This window comes from Cupriavidus sp. a3 (genome assembly GCF_051015765.1).
GTDB classification, from domain to species: Bacteria; Pseudomonadota; Gammaproteobacteria; order Burkholderiales; family Burkholderiaceae; genus Cupriavidus; species Cupriavidus oxalaticus_A.
In genome coordinates, this window is record NZ_CP170643.1 from 1,378,336 (window position 1) to 1,395,610 (window position 17,275).

At 66.7% G+C, this 17,275-nt stretch carries 13 protein-coding genes; 7 read left to right on the forward strand and 6 right to left on the reverse strand.

The window, feature by feature from the left end; all coding sequences use genetic code 11:
• Positions 1–37: 37 nt before the first annotated feature.
• The 5 genes from ACAD63_RS06665 to ACAD63_RS06685 all read right to left on the reverse strand — a co-directional run bounded on the left by ACAD63_RS06665 (position 38) and on the right by ACAD63_RS06685 (position 6,862).
• On the reverse strand, positions 38–370 hold the full coding sequence (locus ACAD63_RS06665; protein WP_434033626.1) for a copper-binding protein: 333 nt from the start codon (positions 368–370) through the stop codon (positions 38–40).
• Positions 367–3,540: an efflux RND transporter permease subunit gene (locus tag ACAD63_RS06670; protein WP_434033627.1), complete on the reverse strand. Its 3,174-nt coding sequence runs from the start codon at positions 3,538–3,540 to the stop codon at positions 367–369. Before ACAD63_RS06670 ends, ACAD63_RS06665 begins: the two co-directional genes overlap by 4 nt.
• Positions 3,537–5,087, reverse strand: coding sequence for an efflux RND transporter periplasmic adaptor subunit (locus tag ACAD63_RS06675; RefSeq protein WP_434033628.1), 1,551 nt, complete (start codon positions 5,085–5,087; stop codon positions 3,537–3,539). Before ACAD63_RS06675 ends, ACAD63_RS06670 begins: the two co-directional genes overlap by 4 nt.
• Positions 5,084–6,391, reverse strand: a complete 1,308-nt coding sequence (locus tag ACAD63_RS06680; RefSeq protein WP_135705525.1) for a TolC family protein — start codon at positions 6,389–6,391, stop codon at positions 5,084–5,086. Before ACAD63_RS06680 ends, ACAD63_RS06675 begins: the two co-directional genes overlap by 4 nt.
• 72 nt (positions 6,392–6,463) lie before the next feature.
• Entirely contained in the window at positions 6,464–6,862 is a 399-nt protein-coding gene (locus tag ACAD63_RS06685; protein WP_133096112.1) for a copper resistance protein, read from the reverse strand.
• 454 nt (positions 6,863–7,316) lie between these two features.
• Between ACAD63_RS06685 and ACAD63_RS06690 the strand changes: the two genes are divergently transcribed.
• The 3 genes from ACAD63_RS06690 to ACAD63_RS06700 all read left to right on the forward strand — a co-directional run bounded on the left by ACAD63_RS06690 (position 7,317) and on the right by ACAD63_RS06700 (position 10,313).
• Positions 7,317–7,844 (forward strand): c-type cytochrome, encoded by a 528-nt coding sequence (locus ACAD63_RS06690; protein ID WP_133096134.1) that lies wholly within the window; start codon positions 7,317–7,319, stop codon positions 7,842–7,844.
• Positions 7,845–8,032: 188 nt separating this feature from the next.
• Positions 8,033–8,500, forward strand: a complete 468-nt coding sequence (locus tag ACAD63_RS06695; protein WP_195431970.1) for a nucleoside deaminase — start codon at positions 8,033–8,035, stop codon at positions 8,498–8,500.
• 523 nt (positions 8,501–9,023) lie between these two features.
• Positions 9,024–10,313: an MFS transporter gene (locus tag ACAD63_RS06700; RefSeq protein WP_133096113.1), complete on the forward strand. Its 1,290-nt coding sequence runs from the start codon at positions 9,024–9,026 to the stop codon at positions 10,311–10,313.
• A 106-nt stretch (positions 10,314–10,419) separates the two neighbouring features.
• Here the strand turns inward: ACAD63_RS06700 and fabI are convergent, their stop codons facing one another.
• Entirely contained in the window at positions 10,420–11,205 is a 786-nt protein-coding gene (gene fabI / locus ACAD63_RS06705; RefSeq protein ID WP_133096114.1) for an enoyl-ACP reductase FabI, read from the reverse strand.
• A 211-nt stretch (positions 11,206–11,416) separates the two neighbouring features.
• On the opposite strand from fabI, the gene ACAD63_RS06710 reads away from it, so the two are divergent.
• The 4 genes from ACAD63_RS06710 to ACAD63_RS06725 are packed head-to-tail and all read left to right on the forward strand — an operon-like array spanning position 11,417 to position 17,203.
• Positions 11,417–13,315 carry an extracellular solute-binding protein gene (locus tag ACAD63_RS06710; RefSeq protein ID WP_434033629.1) on the forward strand — a complete coding sequence of 633 codons (1,899 nt, stop codon included), beginning with the start codon at positions 11,417–11,419 and terminating at the stop codon, positions 13,313–13,315.
• Between the two features lie 41 nt (positions 13,316–13,356).
• Positions 13,357–14,406 carry a microcin C ABC transporter permease YejB gene (locus tag ACAD63_RS06715; protein ID WP_133096116.1) on the forward strand — a complete coding sequence of 350 codons (1,050 nt, stop codon included), beginning with the start codon at positions 13,357–13,359 and terminating at the stop codon, positions 14,404–14,406.
• Entirely contained in the window at positions 14,403–15,539 is a 1,137-nt protein-coding gene (locus ACAD63_RS06720) for an ABC transporter permease (protein ID WP_133096117.1), read from the forward strand. Before ACAD63_RS06715 ends, ACAD63_RS06720 begins: the two co-directional genes overlap by 4 nt.
• Positions 15,536–17,203, forward strand: a complete 1,668-nt coding sequence (locus tag ACAD63_RS06725) for an ABC transporter ATP-binding protein (protein WP_135705523.1) — start codon at positions 15,536–15,538, stop codon at positions 17,201–17,203. The genes ACAD63_RS06720 and ACAD63_RS06725 overlap by 4 nt, the downstream gene beginning before the upstream one ends.
• Positions 17,204–17,275 lie beyond the last annotated feature (72 nt).

Below are 17,275 nucleotides of genomic sequence, written 5' to 3' on the forward strand. Positions count from 1 at the left end.
CGTCCCGGCCATTTGCCCTGCGCCACCGCGCCTTGCCTTACTTGTGCCGTAGGTCAATCACTGTCGGCTTCCCTTCGATCGTGTCGAAGATGGCGGAAACCGACTCGCCTTCCTTGAAGTTCTTCAACGAAGCAGGGTCCTTGACCGCCATGGTCATGGCCTGCATCCCGAGGTTCTCGATCGGCCCATGCTTGAGCGTGACCTTCCCGGCCCGCGCATCAATCTTTTTGATTTCGGCCGCAACGGCGCGTGGGGCTTGCCGGGTTGCGGCAGGCGTCTTCATGTCCATGCTGTCCATCGAGCCGGCAGCAAATGCGACCGGCGCGGCAGCAAGGGCCAGGGCGGCAGCGAACGTCTTAACGTGGTTCATTTCGGGTCCTCCTGAAGTGAGGGATTGGGGGAAAGAGAAGAAGCCGCCTTCGCGTGACGGCGGCGCAGTAACAAGTAGACGGCCGGTACCACGAACATCGATAGCAGCGGGGCGGTCACCATGCCGCCGACCATGGGAGCCGCGATACGCTGCATGACCTCGGAGCCGGTGCCGTGCGACCACATGATGGGAATCAGGCCGGCCAGGATGACGGCGACGGTCATCGCCTTGGGGCGAACGCGCAGGACTGCGCCTTCCTGGATCGCGTCCAGCAAATCCGTGACGCCGGTCTCTCCGTTCTTGATGCGCTCGGCCCATGCCTGCTTCAGGTAGAGCAGCATGATCACGCCGAACTCCGCCGCGACGCCAGCCAGCGCGATAAACCCGACAATGCCGGCCACGGACAGGTTGTAGCCGAGCAGATAGAGCAGCCAGAATCCACCGATCAGGGCGAGCGGCAGGGTGCCCATGATCAGAATTGCCTCATCCAGGCGGCCGAATACCAGGTAGAGCAGCACGAAGATGATCAGCAGCGTGAACGGTACCACGACCTTCAGCCTGCCGGTGGCGCGCTCCAGGTACTCGAACTGGCCCGACCAGCTCAGCGAGTAGCCCGCGGGCATCGGCACCGCCTTTGCCACCGCGGCCTGCATGTCGTGCACGGCGGAACGCAGGTCGCGTCCGCGAATGTCGACATAGATCCAGCCGGACAGGCGCGCATTCTCGCTGCGCAGCATCGGCGGGCCCTGCACGACTTCAACGCGGGCCACGTCGGACAGCATGATCTGCAAGCCCTTGTCGGTCACGATCGGCAGGCTTCGCAATTGCTCGATGGAATCCCGGTAGTCGCGCGGATACCGGACGTTGATCGGAAAGCGCGCCAGTCCGTCGACCACTTCGCCGACATTCTCGCCACCGATCGCGGATGACACGATGCCTTGCACGTCCTCGATATTGAGGCCATACCGGCCCGCGGCCCTGCGGTCGATATCGACGTCGATATAGCGGCCGCCGGTAAGGCGTTCGGCCAGCGCGGAGGTGACGCCCGGGACGTTCTTGACGGCTTCCTCGATGCGGGTGGCCAGCCGGTCGATCTCCTTCAGGTCCGTGCCGGCCACCTTGATGCCGACCGGGCTCTTGATCCCCGTGGCGAGCATGTCGATCCGGTTGCGAATCGGCGGCACCCAGATGTTCGACAAGCCCGGCACCTTCACCACGCGATCCAGTTCCTCCACCAGCTTGTCGGTGGTCATGCCCGCACGCCACTGATCGCGTGGCTTGAACCGGATGGTGGTCTCGAACATCTCGATGGGAGCCGGATCGGTGGCGGTATCGGCGCGGCCGGCCTTGCCGAACACGGTCGCAACCTCGGGCACGGTCTTGATCAGGCGGTCGGTCTGTTGCAGCAGCTGCGCCGCCTTGCCGGCGGAGAGCCCGGGCAACGCCGAAGGCATGTACAGCAGGTCTCCTTCATCGAGAGGCGGCATGAACTCGCCACCGATGCGCATAATCGGCCAGGCGCTCGCTACCAGCAGCAGCGCCGCGATTGCCAGTGTGATCTTCGGATGCGAGAGCACCCTGGCGAGCAATGGCTGGTAGCCACGGATCAGCCACCGGTTGAGCGGATTGGCCTGTTCCAGTGGAATCTTGCCGCGGATCATGTAACCCATCAGCACCGGCACCAGCGTGATCGACAAGCCCGCGGCGGCGGCCATCGAGTAGGTCTTTGTAAACGCCAGCGGCGAGAAGAGCCGCCCCTCTTGCGCTTCAAGCGTGAATACCGGGATAAACGAGAGCGTGATGATCAGTAGCGAGAAGAACAGGGCCGGACCGACTTCCGCAGCGGAATCGCCGACGATGCGCCATCGCTCCTGTGCGGACAGTTCCCCTCCCGGGTTGTCGGCGTGCCAGTGCTCCAGGTGCTTGTGCGCATTCTCGATCATCACCACCGCCGCATCGACCATCGCGCCAATGGCGATGGCGATGCCGCCAAGGGACATGATGTTGGCGTTCACGCCCTGATAGCGCATGACCAGGAACGCAGCCAGCACGCCGAGCGGCAGCGAGACAATGGCGACCAGGGCCGAGCGCAGGTGAAACAGGAACACCAGGCAGACCAGCGCCACCACGATGAATTCCTCGATGAGCTTGGCCGTCAGGTTATCCACGGCGCGATGGATAAGCGCCGAGCGATCGTAGGTGGTCACGATCTCCACGCCCTTTGGCAGGCTTGTCTGCAGGGCGGCAAGCCTGGCCTTGACCGCGTCGATGGTCTCCAGTGCATTCTTGCCGGATCGCATCACGATGACGCCGCCCGCGACTTCGCCCTGGCCATCGAGCTCGGCAATGCCGCGCCGCATCTCGGGGCCGAACTGAACGGTGGCCACGTCGCCGAGCCGTACCGGGATGCCGGCCTCGCTGGTTACCAGCGGGATCTGGCGGAAGTCATCGAGCGTCTTCAGGTAGCCACTGGCCCGCACCATGTACTCGGCTTCTCCCAGCTCCAGCACGGACCCTCCGGTTTCCTGGTTCGCACCCTTGAGCGCCGCCAGCAACCTGGCCTGCGATAGGCCATGGGCACGCAGCCGGTCTGGCATCAGCACGATCTGGTACTGCCTGACCATCCCGCCCAGCGACGCGACCTCGGCCACATTGGGCAGCGATTTGAGCTCGAAGCGCAGGAACCAGTCCTGCATGGCGCGCAACTGGCTGAGGTCGTGCTGCCCGGTCTTGTCGATGAGGGCGTACTCGTAGATCCAGCCCACGCCGGTCGCGTCGGGCCCAAGCGCCGGCCTGGCGGCGGCGGGGAGCCGGGATTGCACCTGGTTCAGGTATTCCAGCACGCGCGAGCGCGCCCAGTAGAGGTCCGTCCCATCCTCGAACAGCACGTAGACGAAGGAATCGCCGAAGAACGAATAGCCGCGTACGGTCCTGGCGCCGGGCACGGACAGCATCGTCGTGGTCAGCGGATAGGTGACCTGGTTCTCCACGATCTGTGGTGCCTGGCCGGGGAGCGGCGTACGGATGATCACCTGTACGTCGGACAGGTCCGGCAATGCGTCGAGCGGCGTACTGCGCACGGCCCACAAGCCCCAGGCGGTGAGCATGGCGGTGGCCAGCAGGACCAGGAAGCGATTCCGGATGGAAGCAAGGATGAGCCGCGCAATCATGGCCTGGCTCCCTGTGCAGAGCTGGCGGGCTCCACCGACGACAGGATCGCCGCGCCTTCGTTGTTCACGCGGAAGCGGAAGCGGATGCGGTCACCTGGCTTGAAGCCCTTCGCCATGCCTGTCGGCGGTGCGGCAAAGTCCATGGTCATGGCGCCCCACTGCATCGACTGGATCGGGCCGTGGGAAATCGTCATGCCTTCAGCGCTCACCGCCTCCACACGCCCGACGCCTTCGTGCTCCGGCCCTGCGGCCGCGGCGGCGGGTGCCGAAGCGGCTGGCGCTGCCGTCATGCGCTGCGCGGTACCGCGCAGGCTGGCTTCGGAGTCGATCAGGAACTGGCCGGATACCACGACCTTCTGTCCGGCCTTGAGGCCCTCGATCACTTCGGTCTGTCCGCCAGCCTCGGCACCTGTCTTGACCTCGACGGGACTGAAGCCACCCTGGCCGGTTTCCACCATGGCAAGCGTGCGCGTCCCGGTGCGGATCAGCGACTCGGTCGGGACAAGCAGCCGTTCCGGTCCGGGCGGGGCACCAAAGCGGGCAGTCACGAACATGCCAGGCAGCAACTGACGGTCCTTGTTCTGCAACTCGATCCGTATCTTGATCGTCCGGGTGCCTGGGTTGATGTCCGGAAGGATGGCGTCGGCCTTGCCAGTCAGCGCTTGTCCGGGCAGCGCTGCCGCGATTGCCGACACGGCTTGTCCGGGCCGTAGCTGCGCGGCCTGGCTCTCCGGCACTTCGGCCAGCACCCATACCGTGGCCAGGCTGGCAATGCGAAAGAGCGTCGTGCCGGGGGACACCGTCATGCCCTCGCGCGCGCCGATCTCGGTGACGATGCCGTCTGCCGGACTTGCAACGGTGAGCCGCGGCTGCAGCTTGCCGGTGTCCTGCACCAGGCGGATGTGGCTGTCGGCCATGCCGGCCTGCCGCATGCGGGCAATGGCGGCTTCGCGCAAATCGCCCTGCAGGTTACCGCTCATGCGGGCCACGGCCAGGTACTCCTCTTGCGCGGCGACCCAGTCAGGCGAGTAGATCTGCGCCAGTGGCTGGCCTTTACGGACCGGGTCCAGCGTCGTCCTGGCATAGGTGTGCTCGACGAACCCAGTCGTACGGGCCTGCAGCACTTCGATGCCGCGTTCGTCGATCGCGACATTCCCTGGAACTTCCAGTGCGGATGCCAGGCGACCCAGCTTGACTTCCGCGGTTCGAATGCCGAGGCTTTGGCTGACACGGCTATCGATGGTGACAGCCGCGCCGCCACCGGCGTCTTCGTACACGGGCGACAGCGCCATATCCATGAATGGCGACTTGCCAGGCTTGTCAAAGCGCTGGCCCGGCACCATCGGGTCATGCCAATAGAGGATGCGCTTGCCGTTTCGGGGATCGATATCCCCGGCCTTCAGGCTCGCATCGCCAGGGTCGCCCGCGGGCGTCGTCGACGCGGCCGTATGCTGGCGTCCCTGTTGCTGGCCGAGGTAGTAGGCACCGGCGACGCTCGCCACCACAGCGAGGGTTGCTCCTGCCCGTGCAATCGTGGTCCTTTTCATTGCTGGACTCCTTGCGGAAACATGGCTTGTGCGGCAGTCGGCAAAGGCATCAGGAAAGCGAGCTCGGCCCAGAGCCTGGCGGTAGCTGCCTCCAGCTTGAGCCGCTCGAGCGAGAGGTCGAGCGCCTTGCGGCTGGCCTCGGCCACCGCTGTCAGGCTGCCGGCGCCGGCGCGATAGGCGCTCAGGGCCGCCTCGGTCTGCGCCTTCGCCAATGGCAAGGTGGCATTTCGATAGCGCTCCAGGCGCGAGCGGCCGAGTTGCAGTTCGGCCTGCTTGCCGCGGAGCTGTCCAATCACGCCGCGGCGTACCGATTCGGCTTGCGCCCGTGCGGCATTGGCCTGCGCGAGCCTGGAGGCCAGTTCGCGATCCTGGCGATTCTTCTGGTCCCACGGCACCGGCAGCGAAACATTCAGCGACACCATGTTCGAATAGGCGGGACCGCGCTGGCTGTACATCAGTTCGACGCTGACGTCCGGAACCTTGCTCTCGCGCGCGAAGCGGCTTTCCGCGTCGGCCACGCCGACCTGGGCCTCCGCGGCGGCAACCTCTGGCAGTTGCGTGGCGCCGGCAGCGTCGAGCGTATCGAGCCAGGCCGGCGCATCGAGCGCGGGGCGCTCGGTCAGCGGCAGTTCCGCAGCGTCGCCGACCCACCGGCGCAGCATCGCCCGGGACGAAGCGACCGCGGCGCGGGCTTCGTCTTCGCGATCCTGCAGTCGCTGCCATTCAATCTCGGCCGCCAGGATATCGGCACGCGAACCGCGGTTGCCGCGATAGGCGGCCTGTGCCGCATCCACCAGCAGCTTGATCGACTGCGACTGTTCGGTGAGCACGCCGTATGCGCGCTCGGCATACCAGCGCTCGAGCCATGCCGTGGCGGCGCCGCGCTGCACGGCGGCCAGCGCCACCGTGCGTTGGGCCTCGGCCGAAGACGCTTCGGCCTCGAAGCGCTCGGCGCGGGCCTGGCGCTTCGCCGCGCGCGTGAATTCCTGCATGACGCTGATCGACCTCATGGTCATCGAATCCGTGCCAAGCGAGAACCGGTCAGGGCCATTCGCCGGCACGTTGTTGACGCCGACCTTCAGCACCGGGTCCGGCAACTGCTTGCCTGCTACTGCCATCTCAATGGCTGACTGGACCGCCGACCGCGATGTCTCGGCATCCGTCGAACGCGACGATGCGCGTGCGACCGCTTCTTGCAGGGAGAGCGCGGCCAGGGATTCCGCCCGTGCCGGATGGACAATGGCAAGCAGCGTGATGGCGAGCACCAGCCGGCGCCCGCACATGGTGGGGAAACGCAAATGCATAAAGCCTCCGCAAAGCAACGACCGCCCTGACGCCTATGGCTCAGGGCACGATGGCAGGCGTTGCTTCGGAGGCTACGTTCGGAAGCAGCAGTTGAGGATAGGGAGGGGGCGTGGCGGCGCGCGCGGAATTGCGTCGCGGGAAACCGCTACGCGATGTGCCAGTACCGGTACCGGGGTGGGCACCACAATATTGACGAGCACCGGATGGAAGGCGGGAACCTGGGGTGTTGCATGGTCGGCCGACTTGGAGCCGAGCTGGCAGTGCTCCTGGCAAAGCCCGTCATGCATGCCCGGCGCGGCGTCTTCCTTTGCCATGTCGGGGCAGGCTTCCGTCATGCCCGGCATTCCCTCCATCGAGCCAAGCGAATACCGGCTGCCCTCGCAGGCATACGCTGCCGCTGCCAGCTGCACTGTCAGGAAAGCGCTCAGCAGGAATACGGCAAGCAAGAGCCGATGAAGGGGAGTACGCATGTTGTGATGCCGGTGTGGCACGAATGGTAGCAGCCTTTGCCTGCTTGCAGCATATGCCGGTTGTGGCGCTTTGTCGCACGTCAAGCGCATGCTGCCGGCCATGGATGGGAGCGCCAATTCGCCAGACACCTTACCGGGATGTAATGGCCGCGTAACGTCCTGGTGAGAGAAGGCCTCATACGATGGATTCGCGGGTGCGCCCGCGTTTGGGAGCCAATGTGGGAGCCACATTGCCTCCCGGCCGCCCTTTGCGATAGTGTTGCCGTACCCGCTGATGCATTTCTTCCATGGCAGCCAAAAGGAGCCAGGGGCAACGCCACGGTAACAGGCAAAGCGGATGCCTCGATGGGTCCCGGCCGCCGATGATTGCGGCGCTGGCGATGAGCCTGAGTTCTGCCTCGGTCATTACCAATGCGTTGCGGCTCAGGGGGGCTGCTACTTGACGCGAGCCAACATGGAAGATTCAAGCAAGCGACGCTGGCGCATCGCTGGACTGATCGCACTCGGCGCGGCGGCTGCCGCCGCCGTTGCGCTGCAGGCCAAGCGATATATCGAGGCGCCCATCCCTGCCGGAAAGGCAAGCGATGCGCGGCAGCTTCGCATCGATGCCTCCGATACGGTACTGGTTGCGCAGGGTCGGAAGATCTACGCGCAGCAGTGCGCGTCGTGTCATGGCGCCAGCCTGCAGGGGCAGCCCGAGTGGCGCCAGCGACTGCCAAGCGGCCGGATGCCGGCGCCTCCGCATGATGCTTCCGGCCACACGTGGCATCATCCCGACGCCGTGCTGTTTGCCATTACCCGGAATGGCCTGGTCCCGGGCGTTACCGCGCCGGAGGGCTATGAGAGCGACATGCCGGCGTTCGCACCGTTGCTGTCCGATGCAGACATCATCGCCGTGCTGGCGTATATCAAGAGTACCTGGCCACAGAAAATGGCAGCCGCGCAGCGGGAGGCAACGGAGCAGTACGCCGGTCGCCGGTGACGCGCCGCACCGGGTCCCGGCGAAAGCGTCGCCGTCAAGCCGCGTTGCGGCTCAGCACCGGCAGCGAGCTGGAACCAAATTCGCTGTATAACAACTTGCCGCACGCCGCGCACGCACGCTGGCCTATAGTCTGTCAGCCAGCCACCTCATCGGCCCAACCAGGGCCGAGCCCTCACAGGAGATAACGCGTGTCGACCACGGAAACCTATCTGATCGATTCCATCCGCCTTGCCATGGAAAACGTGCGGGAGCGCAACACCTGGCCCTTCGGCGCCGTGGTGGTCAAGGACGGCAAGGTGCTGGCGCGCGCGGTCAACGAGGTGGAAGCCACCTGCGATCCCAGCGCGCACGCCGAAATGCAGGCAGTGCGCGCCGCGAGCCGTGCACTGGGCAAGCCCGACCTGAGCGGCTGCACGGTCTACGCCAGCGGCTACCCGTGCCCGATGTGCCTGACGGCGATGTACCTGGCCGGTGTCGGGGCGGTCTACTACGCCTATTCCAACGAAGACGGCGCGCCTTATGACCTGTCCGCGGAGCGCGGCTATGTCGAGCTGGCGCGGCCTGTCGAACAGCGCGAGATGAAGCTGGCCTACCTGCCGGCGCGCGACGAAGGCCCAGACCTGTATGAGGCGTGGCGCGAACGGCAGGACCGCTAGGGCATAGGCCTTCACCGGATGCCGCGCGATGCCTTGTCCGCGCGGCCGTGCAGCGCGCGACTTCCTGGCCGCAGGTGCTCCAGCACCCGGGCGGCGCGCGGCGACAGCGGCCACTCGGCACGATGGACCAGCCAGAGCGTATCGACCGCCGGCGGGCCAGCACGACCAGTTCCTGGCGCTCTTCGATAGACGGGCTCGCCGCGCGCCGTGCATCGTCTGGCTTCAGCGTAACCAGCCCAAGCTCATAGCGGTTCTGCAGCACTGCCAGGCGCATTACGCTGGCCTGGCCCGTGGCGGTGCCGGCCTAGTGATCGTCGAAGCGACTGCCGGAGCGCTACCAGCTTCAAGCCTGAGCGCGGGCCGGGCGTGGGCTGAACGCGGCGGCGTGCCGGCACGTTTGCGCGTTTTGCCGCACAATAACGCCTTGCGCGCCGCACAGGAGCACGCTGGATCACCAGAGGCGGGGTCATCGACCCGCCCGGCAGCGGGCGGCATTTTCGTAGAACCCCCTGCAATCCTGTACATGGCCGCCCCACATGCACACGCCGCCGCGGACGCCGTCCGCGGCGTTCCGCCTTCCGGCCCCTCGCGCGATGCGAGCACGCCGAATCTTTCCGACCACCCTGCAAAGGCCAGACGGCCGGCAAGTTCCGGCCGCCTCGCACTGCTGGCGCTTGGCGTCGGCAGCTTCGCCATCGGTACCGGCGAATTTGTCATCATGGGTCTGCTGCCCGATGCCGCGCGCGACCTCGCCATCTCCATCCCCGAAGCCGGCCACCTGATCAGCGCCTATGCGCTGGGCGTGGTCATCGGCGCGCCGCTGCTGGCGGTGCTGGGCGCGCGCTGGCCGCGGCGCAACCTGCTGGTGGCGCTGATGGCGGTGTTCGCGGCGGGCAATCTCGCCAGCGCGATGGCGCCGGCCTACCTGTCGATGCTGGTGGCGCGGCTGCTGACCGGCTTCCCGCACGGCACCTACTTTGGCGTGGCGGCGCTGGTCGCCGCGGGGCTGGTGCCGCGCGAGCGGCGCGCGCAGGCGGTAGGACTGGTGATGCTTGGGCTGACCAGCGCGACGCTGGTCGGCGTACCGATCGCCGCCACGGTCGGCACCTGGCTCGGCTGGCGATCGGCCTTCGTGATCGTGGGTGCGCTCGGCGCGCTGACCGCGCTGCTGGTGTGGCGCTGCGTGCCGTTCGTGCCGGCCGACCGGCATGCCAGCCCGCTGCGCGAGTTGTCGGCGCTCAGGCGCAAGCAGGTGTGGCTGACGCTGGGCATCGGCGCGATCGGGTTTGGGGGCATGTTCTCGGTGTTCAGCTACATCAAGCCGACCATGCTCGAACTGGCGCACATGCCGGCCGCGGGCATCCCCGTGGTGCTGGCGCTGTTCGGCGTCGGCATGGTGGTGGGCAACCTCGCCGGCGCGCGGCTGGCCGACAAGGCGCTGATGCCGACCATCGGCGGCGTGCTGGTGTGGACCGCGCTGGTGCTGGGCGCCTTCACCTTCACCGCGCCGCATGCGTGGCTGGCCGCGGCCAATGTGCTGCTGGTCGGCACCGTGGTGGCACTGGGCCCGGCGCTGCAGATCCGGCTGATGGACGTGGCCGGCGATGCGCAGGCACTGGCGGCCGCGCTCAACCACTCGGCGTTCAACATGGCCAATGCGCTCGGCGCGTGGCTGGGCGGCGTGACCATCGCAGCCGGCTATGGCTGGACCTCGACCGGCTGGGTCGGCCTGCTGCTGGCGCTGGGCGGCCTGGCGATCTATGCCTGGTCGGTGCTCGACATGGACCGCCGCGGCGCCACTGCCACGGCTTGATCTTGCTCGCGGCGCTACGACAGCCGGCTTGCAACCTGCCAGGAAAAAAGGGCGCCATCGCTGGCGCCCCTTGTCGATTCCGGCGCTGCGGCCGGCAGTGCTGCCCTCAGGCGTCCGCGACGCTCGCGCCGACGATATTGAAGCCGCCGTCGACGTAGGTGATCTCACCGGTCACTCCGCTGGCCAGGTCGGACAGCAGGAAGGCGGCCACGTTGCCGACTTCGTCGATGGTCACGTTGCGGCGCAGCGGCGCGGCCTGCTCGAAGTGGCCCAGCAGCTTGCCGAAGTCCTTGATCCCCGACGCGGCCAGCGTCTTGATCGGGCCGGCCGAGATGCCGTTGGCGCGGATGCCGCGCGGGCCGACCGAGGAAGCCAGGTAGCGCACGCTGGCTTCCAGCGCGGCTTTGGCCAGGCCCATGGTGTTGTAGTTGGGAACCACGCGCTCGGCGCCCAGGTAGGTCAGCGTCAGCAGCGAGGCCTTGTCCGACAGCAGCGGCAGCGCGGCCTTGGCCAGCGCCGGGAAGCTGTAGGCGGAAATGTCATGCGCGATGCGGAAGCCTTCGCGCGACAGGCCCTCGAGGAAATCGCCGGCGATGGCTTCGCGCGGCGCAAAGCCGATCGAGTGCACCAGCCCGTCGAACTTCTCCCAGCGCTGGCCCAGCGCGGCGAAGGTCGCGGCGATCTGCTCGTCGCTGCCGACGTCGCACTCGAACACCATGTCGGTACCGAATTCCTTGGCAAACTCGCTGATCCGGTCCTTGAACCGTTCGCCGACATAGGTGAAGGCGAGTTCGGCGCCTTCGCGCTTGCACGCGGAGGCAATGCCATAGGCGATCGAGCGGTTCGAGAGCAAGCCCGTGATAAGGATCCGCTTACCTGCCAGAAATCCCATAAGTTCTCCAAGGTGGTGTATCAGGCACGCTTCCTGCGTCCGCCGTGCGGCCGTGCGCGTGCCCTGGCTGTTCTGCGGCTGTTTTATTGCGCCGCGCAGAGGGAATGTCCGGATGGCTGGCGCCACCCCGGACGCATGTAAAATTGTCTCATACTTGGCCCGGCCGCAGAACGCCGGGACCCCAGAGGTCATAGTGGAGGAATCCAACGGGATGCCTATTCAAGCACGTTGGCCGCTTCAGGCGGCATGGCAGTGCTTCCGGCGGGATGCGGTACTGCGGTTCGGGCTGGCGACCATGCTGGCGGCGGGGGTCTCCCTGGTCTCTCTGGTCTCTTCCCCGGCCATGGCGGCGCATGGGTTCGCGCTGCACGGAGACCTGAAGTACGCCGAGAATTTTCCGCACTTCGACTATGTCAACCCCAACGCACCGGCTGGCGGCACGCTCACGCTCGCCAATCCGGACCGGCGCACCAGCTTCGACAAGTTCAACCCGTTCACGCTGAAGGGCACGTCGGCGCCCGGGCTCAATGCGCTGATGTTCGAGTCGCTGCTGGTCAGCAGCGCCGACGAGACCGCCAGTGCCTACGGCCTGCTGGCCGAGGACGTCACGGTCGCGCCGGACGAGATGTCGGTCACCTTCCGCATCCGCCCGCAGGCGCGCTTCTCCAATGGCGACCCGGTGCTGGCATCTGACGTCAAGCATTCTTATGACATGCTGATGAGCAAGGCGTCGAGCCCCGGCTACCGCAGCATGTGCACCGATGTGAAGGCGGTGGTGGTGACCGGCGAGCGCACGCTGCGCTACGACTTCAAGCAGCGCAACCGCGAACTGCCGCTGATCGTCGGCGCACTGCCGGTGTTCTCGAAGAAGTGGACCGCCAAGGTGCCGTTCGAGAAGCTGACCTTCGAGCCGCCCATCACCAGTGGCCCCTACCTGATCGAGCGCTACGACGCCGGCCGCGGCATCATCTTCAAGCGCGATCCCGGCTATTGGGGCAAGGATCTGGCGGTGCGCCGCGGCACCTTCAACTTCGCGCGCGTGGTCTACCGCCTGTACAAGGACGAGACCGCCAAGCTGGAGGCCTACAAGGCCGGCGAGTTCGATGCCATCGTCGAGTACCGTGCCAAGAACTGGGCCAAGAGCTACCAGGGCACGCGCTTCCGCAACGGCGAGCTGATCAAGACCGAGTTCCCGCACCGCAACGGCGCCGGCATGCAGGGCTTCGTGATGAACATGCGCAAGCCTGTGTTCCAGGACGTGCGGGTGCGCCAGGCGCTGATCCTGGCGCTGGACTTCGAATGGCTGAACCGGCAGCTGTTCTACGGCGCGTACAAGCGGCTGGACAGCTGGTTCTCCAACAGCGAGCTGGCCGCCAGCGCCACCGTCGACGGCCGGCCCGGCCCCGGCGAGATGGCGCTGCTGGAGCCGCTGCGCGCCGAGCTGCCGCCCGAGGTCTTCGGCCCCGACGTGGTGCAGCCCAGCACCGCGGCGCCGCGGTCGCTGCGCGACAACCTGCGCCTGGCCCGGCGCCTGCTGGCGCAGGCCGGCTGGACCTACACCGACGGCGCGCTGCGCAACACCAAGGGCGAGCCGCTGGTATTCGAGTTCCTGGACGATGGCGGCGCCATGAGCCGCGTCATCACCACCTATGTGCGCAACCTGGAAAAGCTCGGCATCCAGGTGCACCAGCGCACCACTGACTTTGCGCTGTACCAGAAGCGGCTGGAAGACTTCGATTTCGACATGGTGTCGATCCGCTTCCCCGACTCGCAGAGCCCGGGCAACGAACTGCGCGACCGCTTTGCCAGCGAGGCCGCGACCACGCCCGGCTCGGACAACCTGTTCGGGCTGAAGTCGCCGGTCGTCGACAAGCTGGTCGACAACCTGCTGCATGCCCATACCCGCCAGGAGCTGATTACTGCCGGGCGCGCGCTCGACCGGGTGCTGATGCACGGCTACTACATCGTGCCCAACTGGTACAGTGCGTCACACCGGGTCTCGTACCGCAAGGAACTGGCTTATCCGGAGCGGCTTCCCTCTTTCTATACGGCCGAAGGCTGGATCCTGAGCCAGTGGTGGCGCAAGGACGTCCAGCCGCAAGCGCGCTGACGCTTTCAGTGCAGATTAGCTAAAGGAACAAGGACCGGCCGATGCTTGCCTACCTGCTCAAGCGCATCCTGCTGATGATCCCGACGCTGATCGGCGTCATCACGCTGACCTTTGTCGTCATCCAGTTCGTGCCGGGCGGCCCGGTCGAGCAGATGATGATGGAACTGAAAGGGCGGGGCGGCGCTGGCGAAGCCAGCGGCGGCGGCGCCGAATACCGCGGCCGCCGCGGCGTCGACCCGGAGAAGATCAAGGAGATCCAGGCCCTGTACGGCTTCGACAAGCCGCCGCTGGAGCGCTACTTCCTGATGCTCAAGCGCTTCGCCCAGTTCGACCTGGGCCAGAGCTATTTCCAGCACCGCAGCGTGTGGGAGCTGGTCAAGTCCAAGCTGCCGGTGTCGGTCAGCCTGGGTTTGTGGACGTTTTTCCTGACCTACCTGATATCGGTGCCGCTCGGCATCTCCAAGGCGATCCGGGCGGGCAGCCGCTTCGACGTGGTCACCAGCATCGTCGTGCTGGTCGGCTATGCGATCCCCGGCTTCGTGCTGGGCGTGCTGCTGCTGGTGCTGTTCGGCGGCGGCACCTTCGTGCAGTGGTTCCCGCTGCGCGGGCTGACCTCCGACAACTGGGAACAGCTGTCGCTGATGGGCAAGGTGATGGACTACCTGTGGCACCTGGTGCTGCCGATCACCGCCTCGGTGGTGGGCAGCTTCGCGGTGGTGACCATGCTGACCAAGAACGCCTTCCTGGAGGAAATCCGCAAGCAGTACGTGCTGACCGCGCGAGCCAAGGGGCTGGGCGAGCGCCGCGTACTGTGGAAGCATGTGTTCCGCAACGCGCTGATCCCGCTGGTGACCGGCTTTCCGGCGGCCTTTATCGGCGCCTTCTTCACCGGCTCGCTGCTGATCGAGACACTGTTCTCGCTCGACGGGCTGGGCCTGCTGTCGTATGAGGCCGTGCTGCGGCGCGACTACCCGGTGGTGCTCGGCACGCTCTACCTGTTCACGCTGATCGGGCTGGTCACGCGCCTGATTTCCGACGTCTGCTACGTGCTGGTCGATCCGCGCATCCATTTCGAGGGCCTGCACCGATGAAACCGTTCTCGCACGCGGTGCCCAACGGCCTGCCGCATTCGCCCTCGCCGCGCCAGCGCGCCTGGCAGCGCTTCCGCCGCAACCGCCGCGGCTACTGGAGCCTGGTGATCTTCGTCGCCATCTTCGTGCTGAGCCTGGGCGCGGAGATGTTGTCCAGCAACCGCCCGCTGGTGGTGCGCTACAACGGCGACTACTACTTCCCGATCGTCAAGACCTACCCGGAGACGACCTTCGGCGGCGACTTCCCGACGCAGGCCGACTATCTCGATCCGTTTATCCGCGACCGCATCACCAGCGACGGCAATTTCGCGGTCTTCCCGCTGAACCGGTATTCGTACGACTCGCTGAACTACTTCGCCAAGGAGCCCAACCCGGCGCCGCCGTCGGCCGAGAACTGGCTTGGCACCGACGACCGTGGCCGCGACATCCTGGCGCGGCTGCTGTACGGCTTCCGCGTATCGGTGCTGTTCAGCCTGGCGCTGACCGTGATCGGCGTGGTGATCGGCACGCTGACCGGGGCGCTGATGGGCTTCTTCGGCGGCCGCTTCGACCTGTTCTCGCAGCGTGCCATCGAGATCTGGAGCTCGATGCCCGAGCTGTACCTGCTGATCATCTTCGCCTCGATCTTCGAGCCCAGCCTGGCGCTGCTGATCATCCTGCTGTCGCTGTTCGGCTGGATGGGGCTGTCCGACTACGTGCGCGCCGAGTTCTACCGCAACCGCTCGCTCGACTACGTCAAGGCGGCGCGCGCGCTGGGCTTGTCCAACGTGCAGATCATGTGGCGCCATATCCTGCCCAACAGCCTGACGCCGGTGATCACGTTCCTGCCGTTCCGCATGAGCGCGGCGATCCTGGCGCTGACCAGCCTGGATTTCCTTGGCCTTGGCGTGCCGCCGACCACGCCCAGCCTGGGCGAGCTGCTGGCGCAGGGCAAGGGCAACCTCGATGCCTGGTGGATTTCGCTGTCGACCTTCACCGTGCTGGTGGTGACGCTGATGCTGCTGACCTTCATGGGCGACGCGCTGCGCGATGCCTTCGACACCCGCCTGGGCCTGGCCGCGCTGCGTGGCCGGGTCGAACCCAAGGTCCCGGCCGGCGCGCCGGCGGCGCCGGCGCCGGGAGTCACGCCATGAGCGCCGTGTCGCCGCTGCTGCAGGCCGCCACCGGCCTCGCCCCCGCCGAGATCCCCGCGCCTGGCTCCACGCTGATGTGCGTGGACAAGCTGTCCGTCACCTTCGGTCACGGCGAACATGCCACCCGCGCGGTGCGCGAGGTCAGCTTTGACCTGCGCGCCGGCGAGCGCTACGCGCTGGTCGGCGAATCGGGCTCGGGCAAGACCGTGACCGCGCTGGCCATGCTGCGCCTGGTTGAAGATGCCTACTACGACGGCGCGATCCGCTTCGAAGGCAAGAACCTGCTCGACGTCTCCGACCGCGAGATGCGGGCAATCCGCGGCGCCGAGATCGCGATGATCTTCCAGGAACCGATGACGGCGCTGAACCCGCTGTACACCATCGGCAACCAGATCGTCGAAACGCTGGCGCTGCATGAAGGCCTGGACCGCCGCGCCGCGCGCGAGCGTGCCATCGCGCTGCTGGAGCGCACCGGCATCACCGACGCCGCCCACCGTTTCGACAGCTTCCCGCACCAGCTGTCCGGCGGCCAGCGCCAGCGCGCCATGATCGCCATGGCGCTGGCGTGCCGGCCCAAGCTGCTGCTGGCCGACGAGCCCACCACGGCGCTGGACGTGACCATCCGCGCGCAGATCATGGACCTGCTGCGCGACCTGCAGGCCGAATTCGGCATGGCGGTGATGCTGATCACCCACGACCTGAACCTGGTGCGTTCATTTGCCCAGCGCGTGGGCGTGATGGAGAAGGGCGTGCTGGTCGAGACCGGCGAGACCGCCCAGGTGTTTGCCGCGCCCCAGCACCCGTACACGCGCAAGCTGATCGACAGCCGCCCGAAGCGCGAGGTGCTGCCGCTGGTGCCGCTGGCGCCGGTGCTGCTGGAGGCGCGCAACCTCAGCGTCAACTACGCGCGCAAGCGCCGTGGCGTGGCCGGCTGGTTCGGCAAGGACCAGTTCGCGGCGGTCAAGGATGTCGATTTCCAGTTGCGCGAAGGCGAGACCATCGGCATCGTCGGCGAATCCGGCTCGGGCAAGACCACACTGGCGCATACCGTGCTGGCGCTGCAGCGCAAGGGCGCCGGCACCATCCATTTCCTTGGCCGCAGCTTTGACGACGCCACGCGCAAGGACCGCTGCCAGCTGCGCTCGCGCATGCAGGTGGTGTTCCAGGATCCGTTCGGCTCGCTGTCGCCGCGCATGACCATCGAGCAGATCGTCGGCGAAGGGCTGGCGCTGCACCAGCCCGGCCTGTCGCGCGAGGCCACGCGCGAGCGCGTGATCGACGCCCTGCGCGAAGTCGGGCTCGACCGCACCGCGCTGGGGCGCTATCCGCACGAGTTCTCCGGCGGCCAGCGCCAGCGCATCGCGATCGCGCGGGTGCTGATCCTCAAGCCCCAGGTGCTGGTGCTGGACGAGCCTACCTCGGCGCTGGACGTCTCGATCCAGCAGCAGGTGCTGGCGCTGCTGTCCCAGCTGCAGCACAAGTACAACCTGAGCTATCTCTTTATCAGCCACGACCTGGCGGTGATCCGGGCCATGGCGCACCGCGTCATCGTGATGAAGGCGGGGGAGGTGGTAGAGACCGGGGAAACCGAGGCCGTGCTCGGTGCGCCGCAGCATCCCTATACCCGCAAGCTGATGGCCGCGGCGCAGGTTGGTGCTGCCTGACCGCAGTGCCTCGCAGCATCGCTTTTTGCGCCGCCGGACTGGCGGCGTTTTGATATGCGCAATCCGATAAAC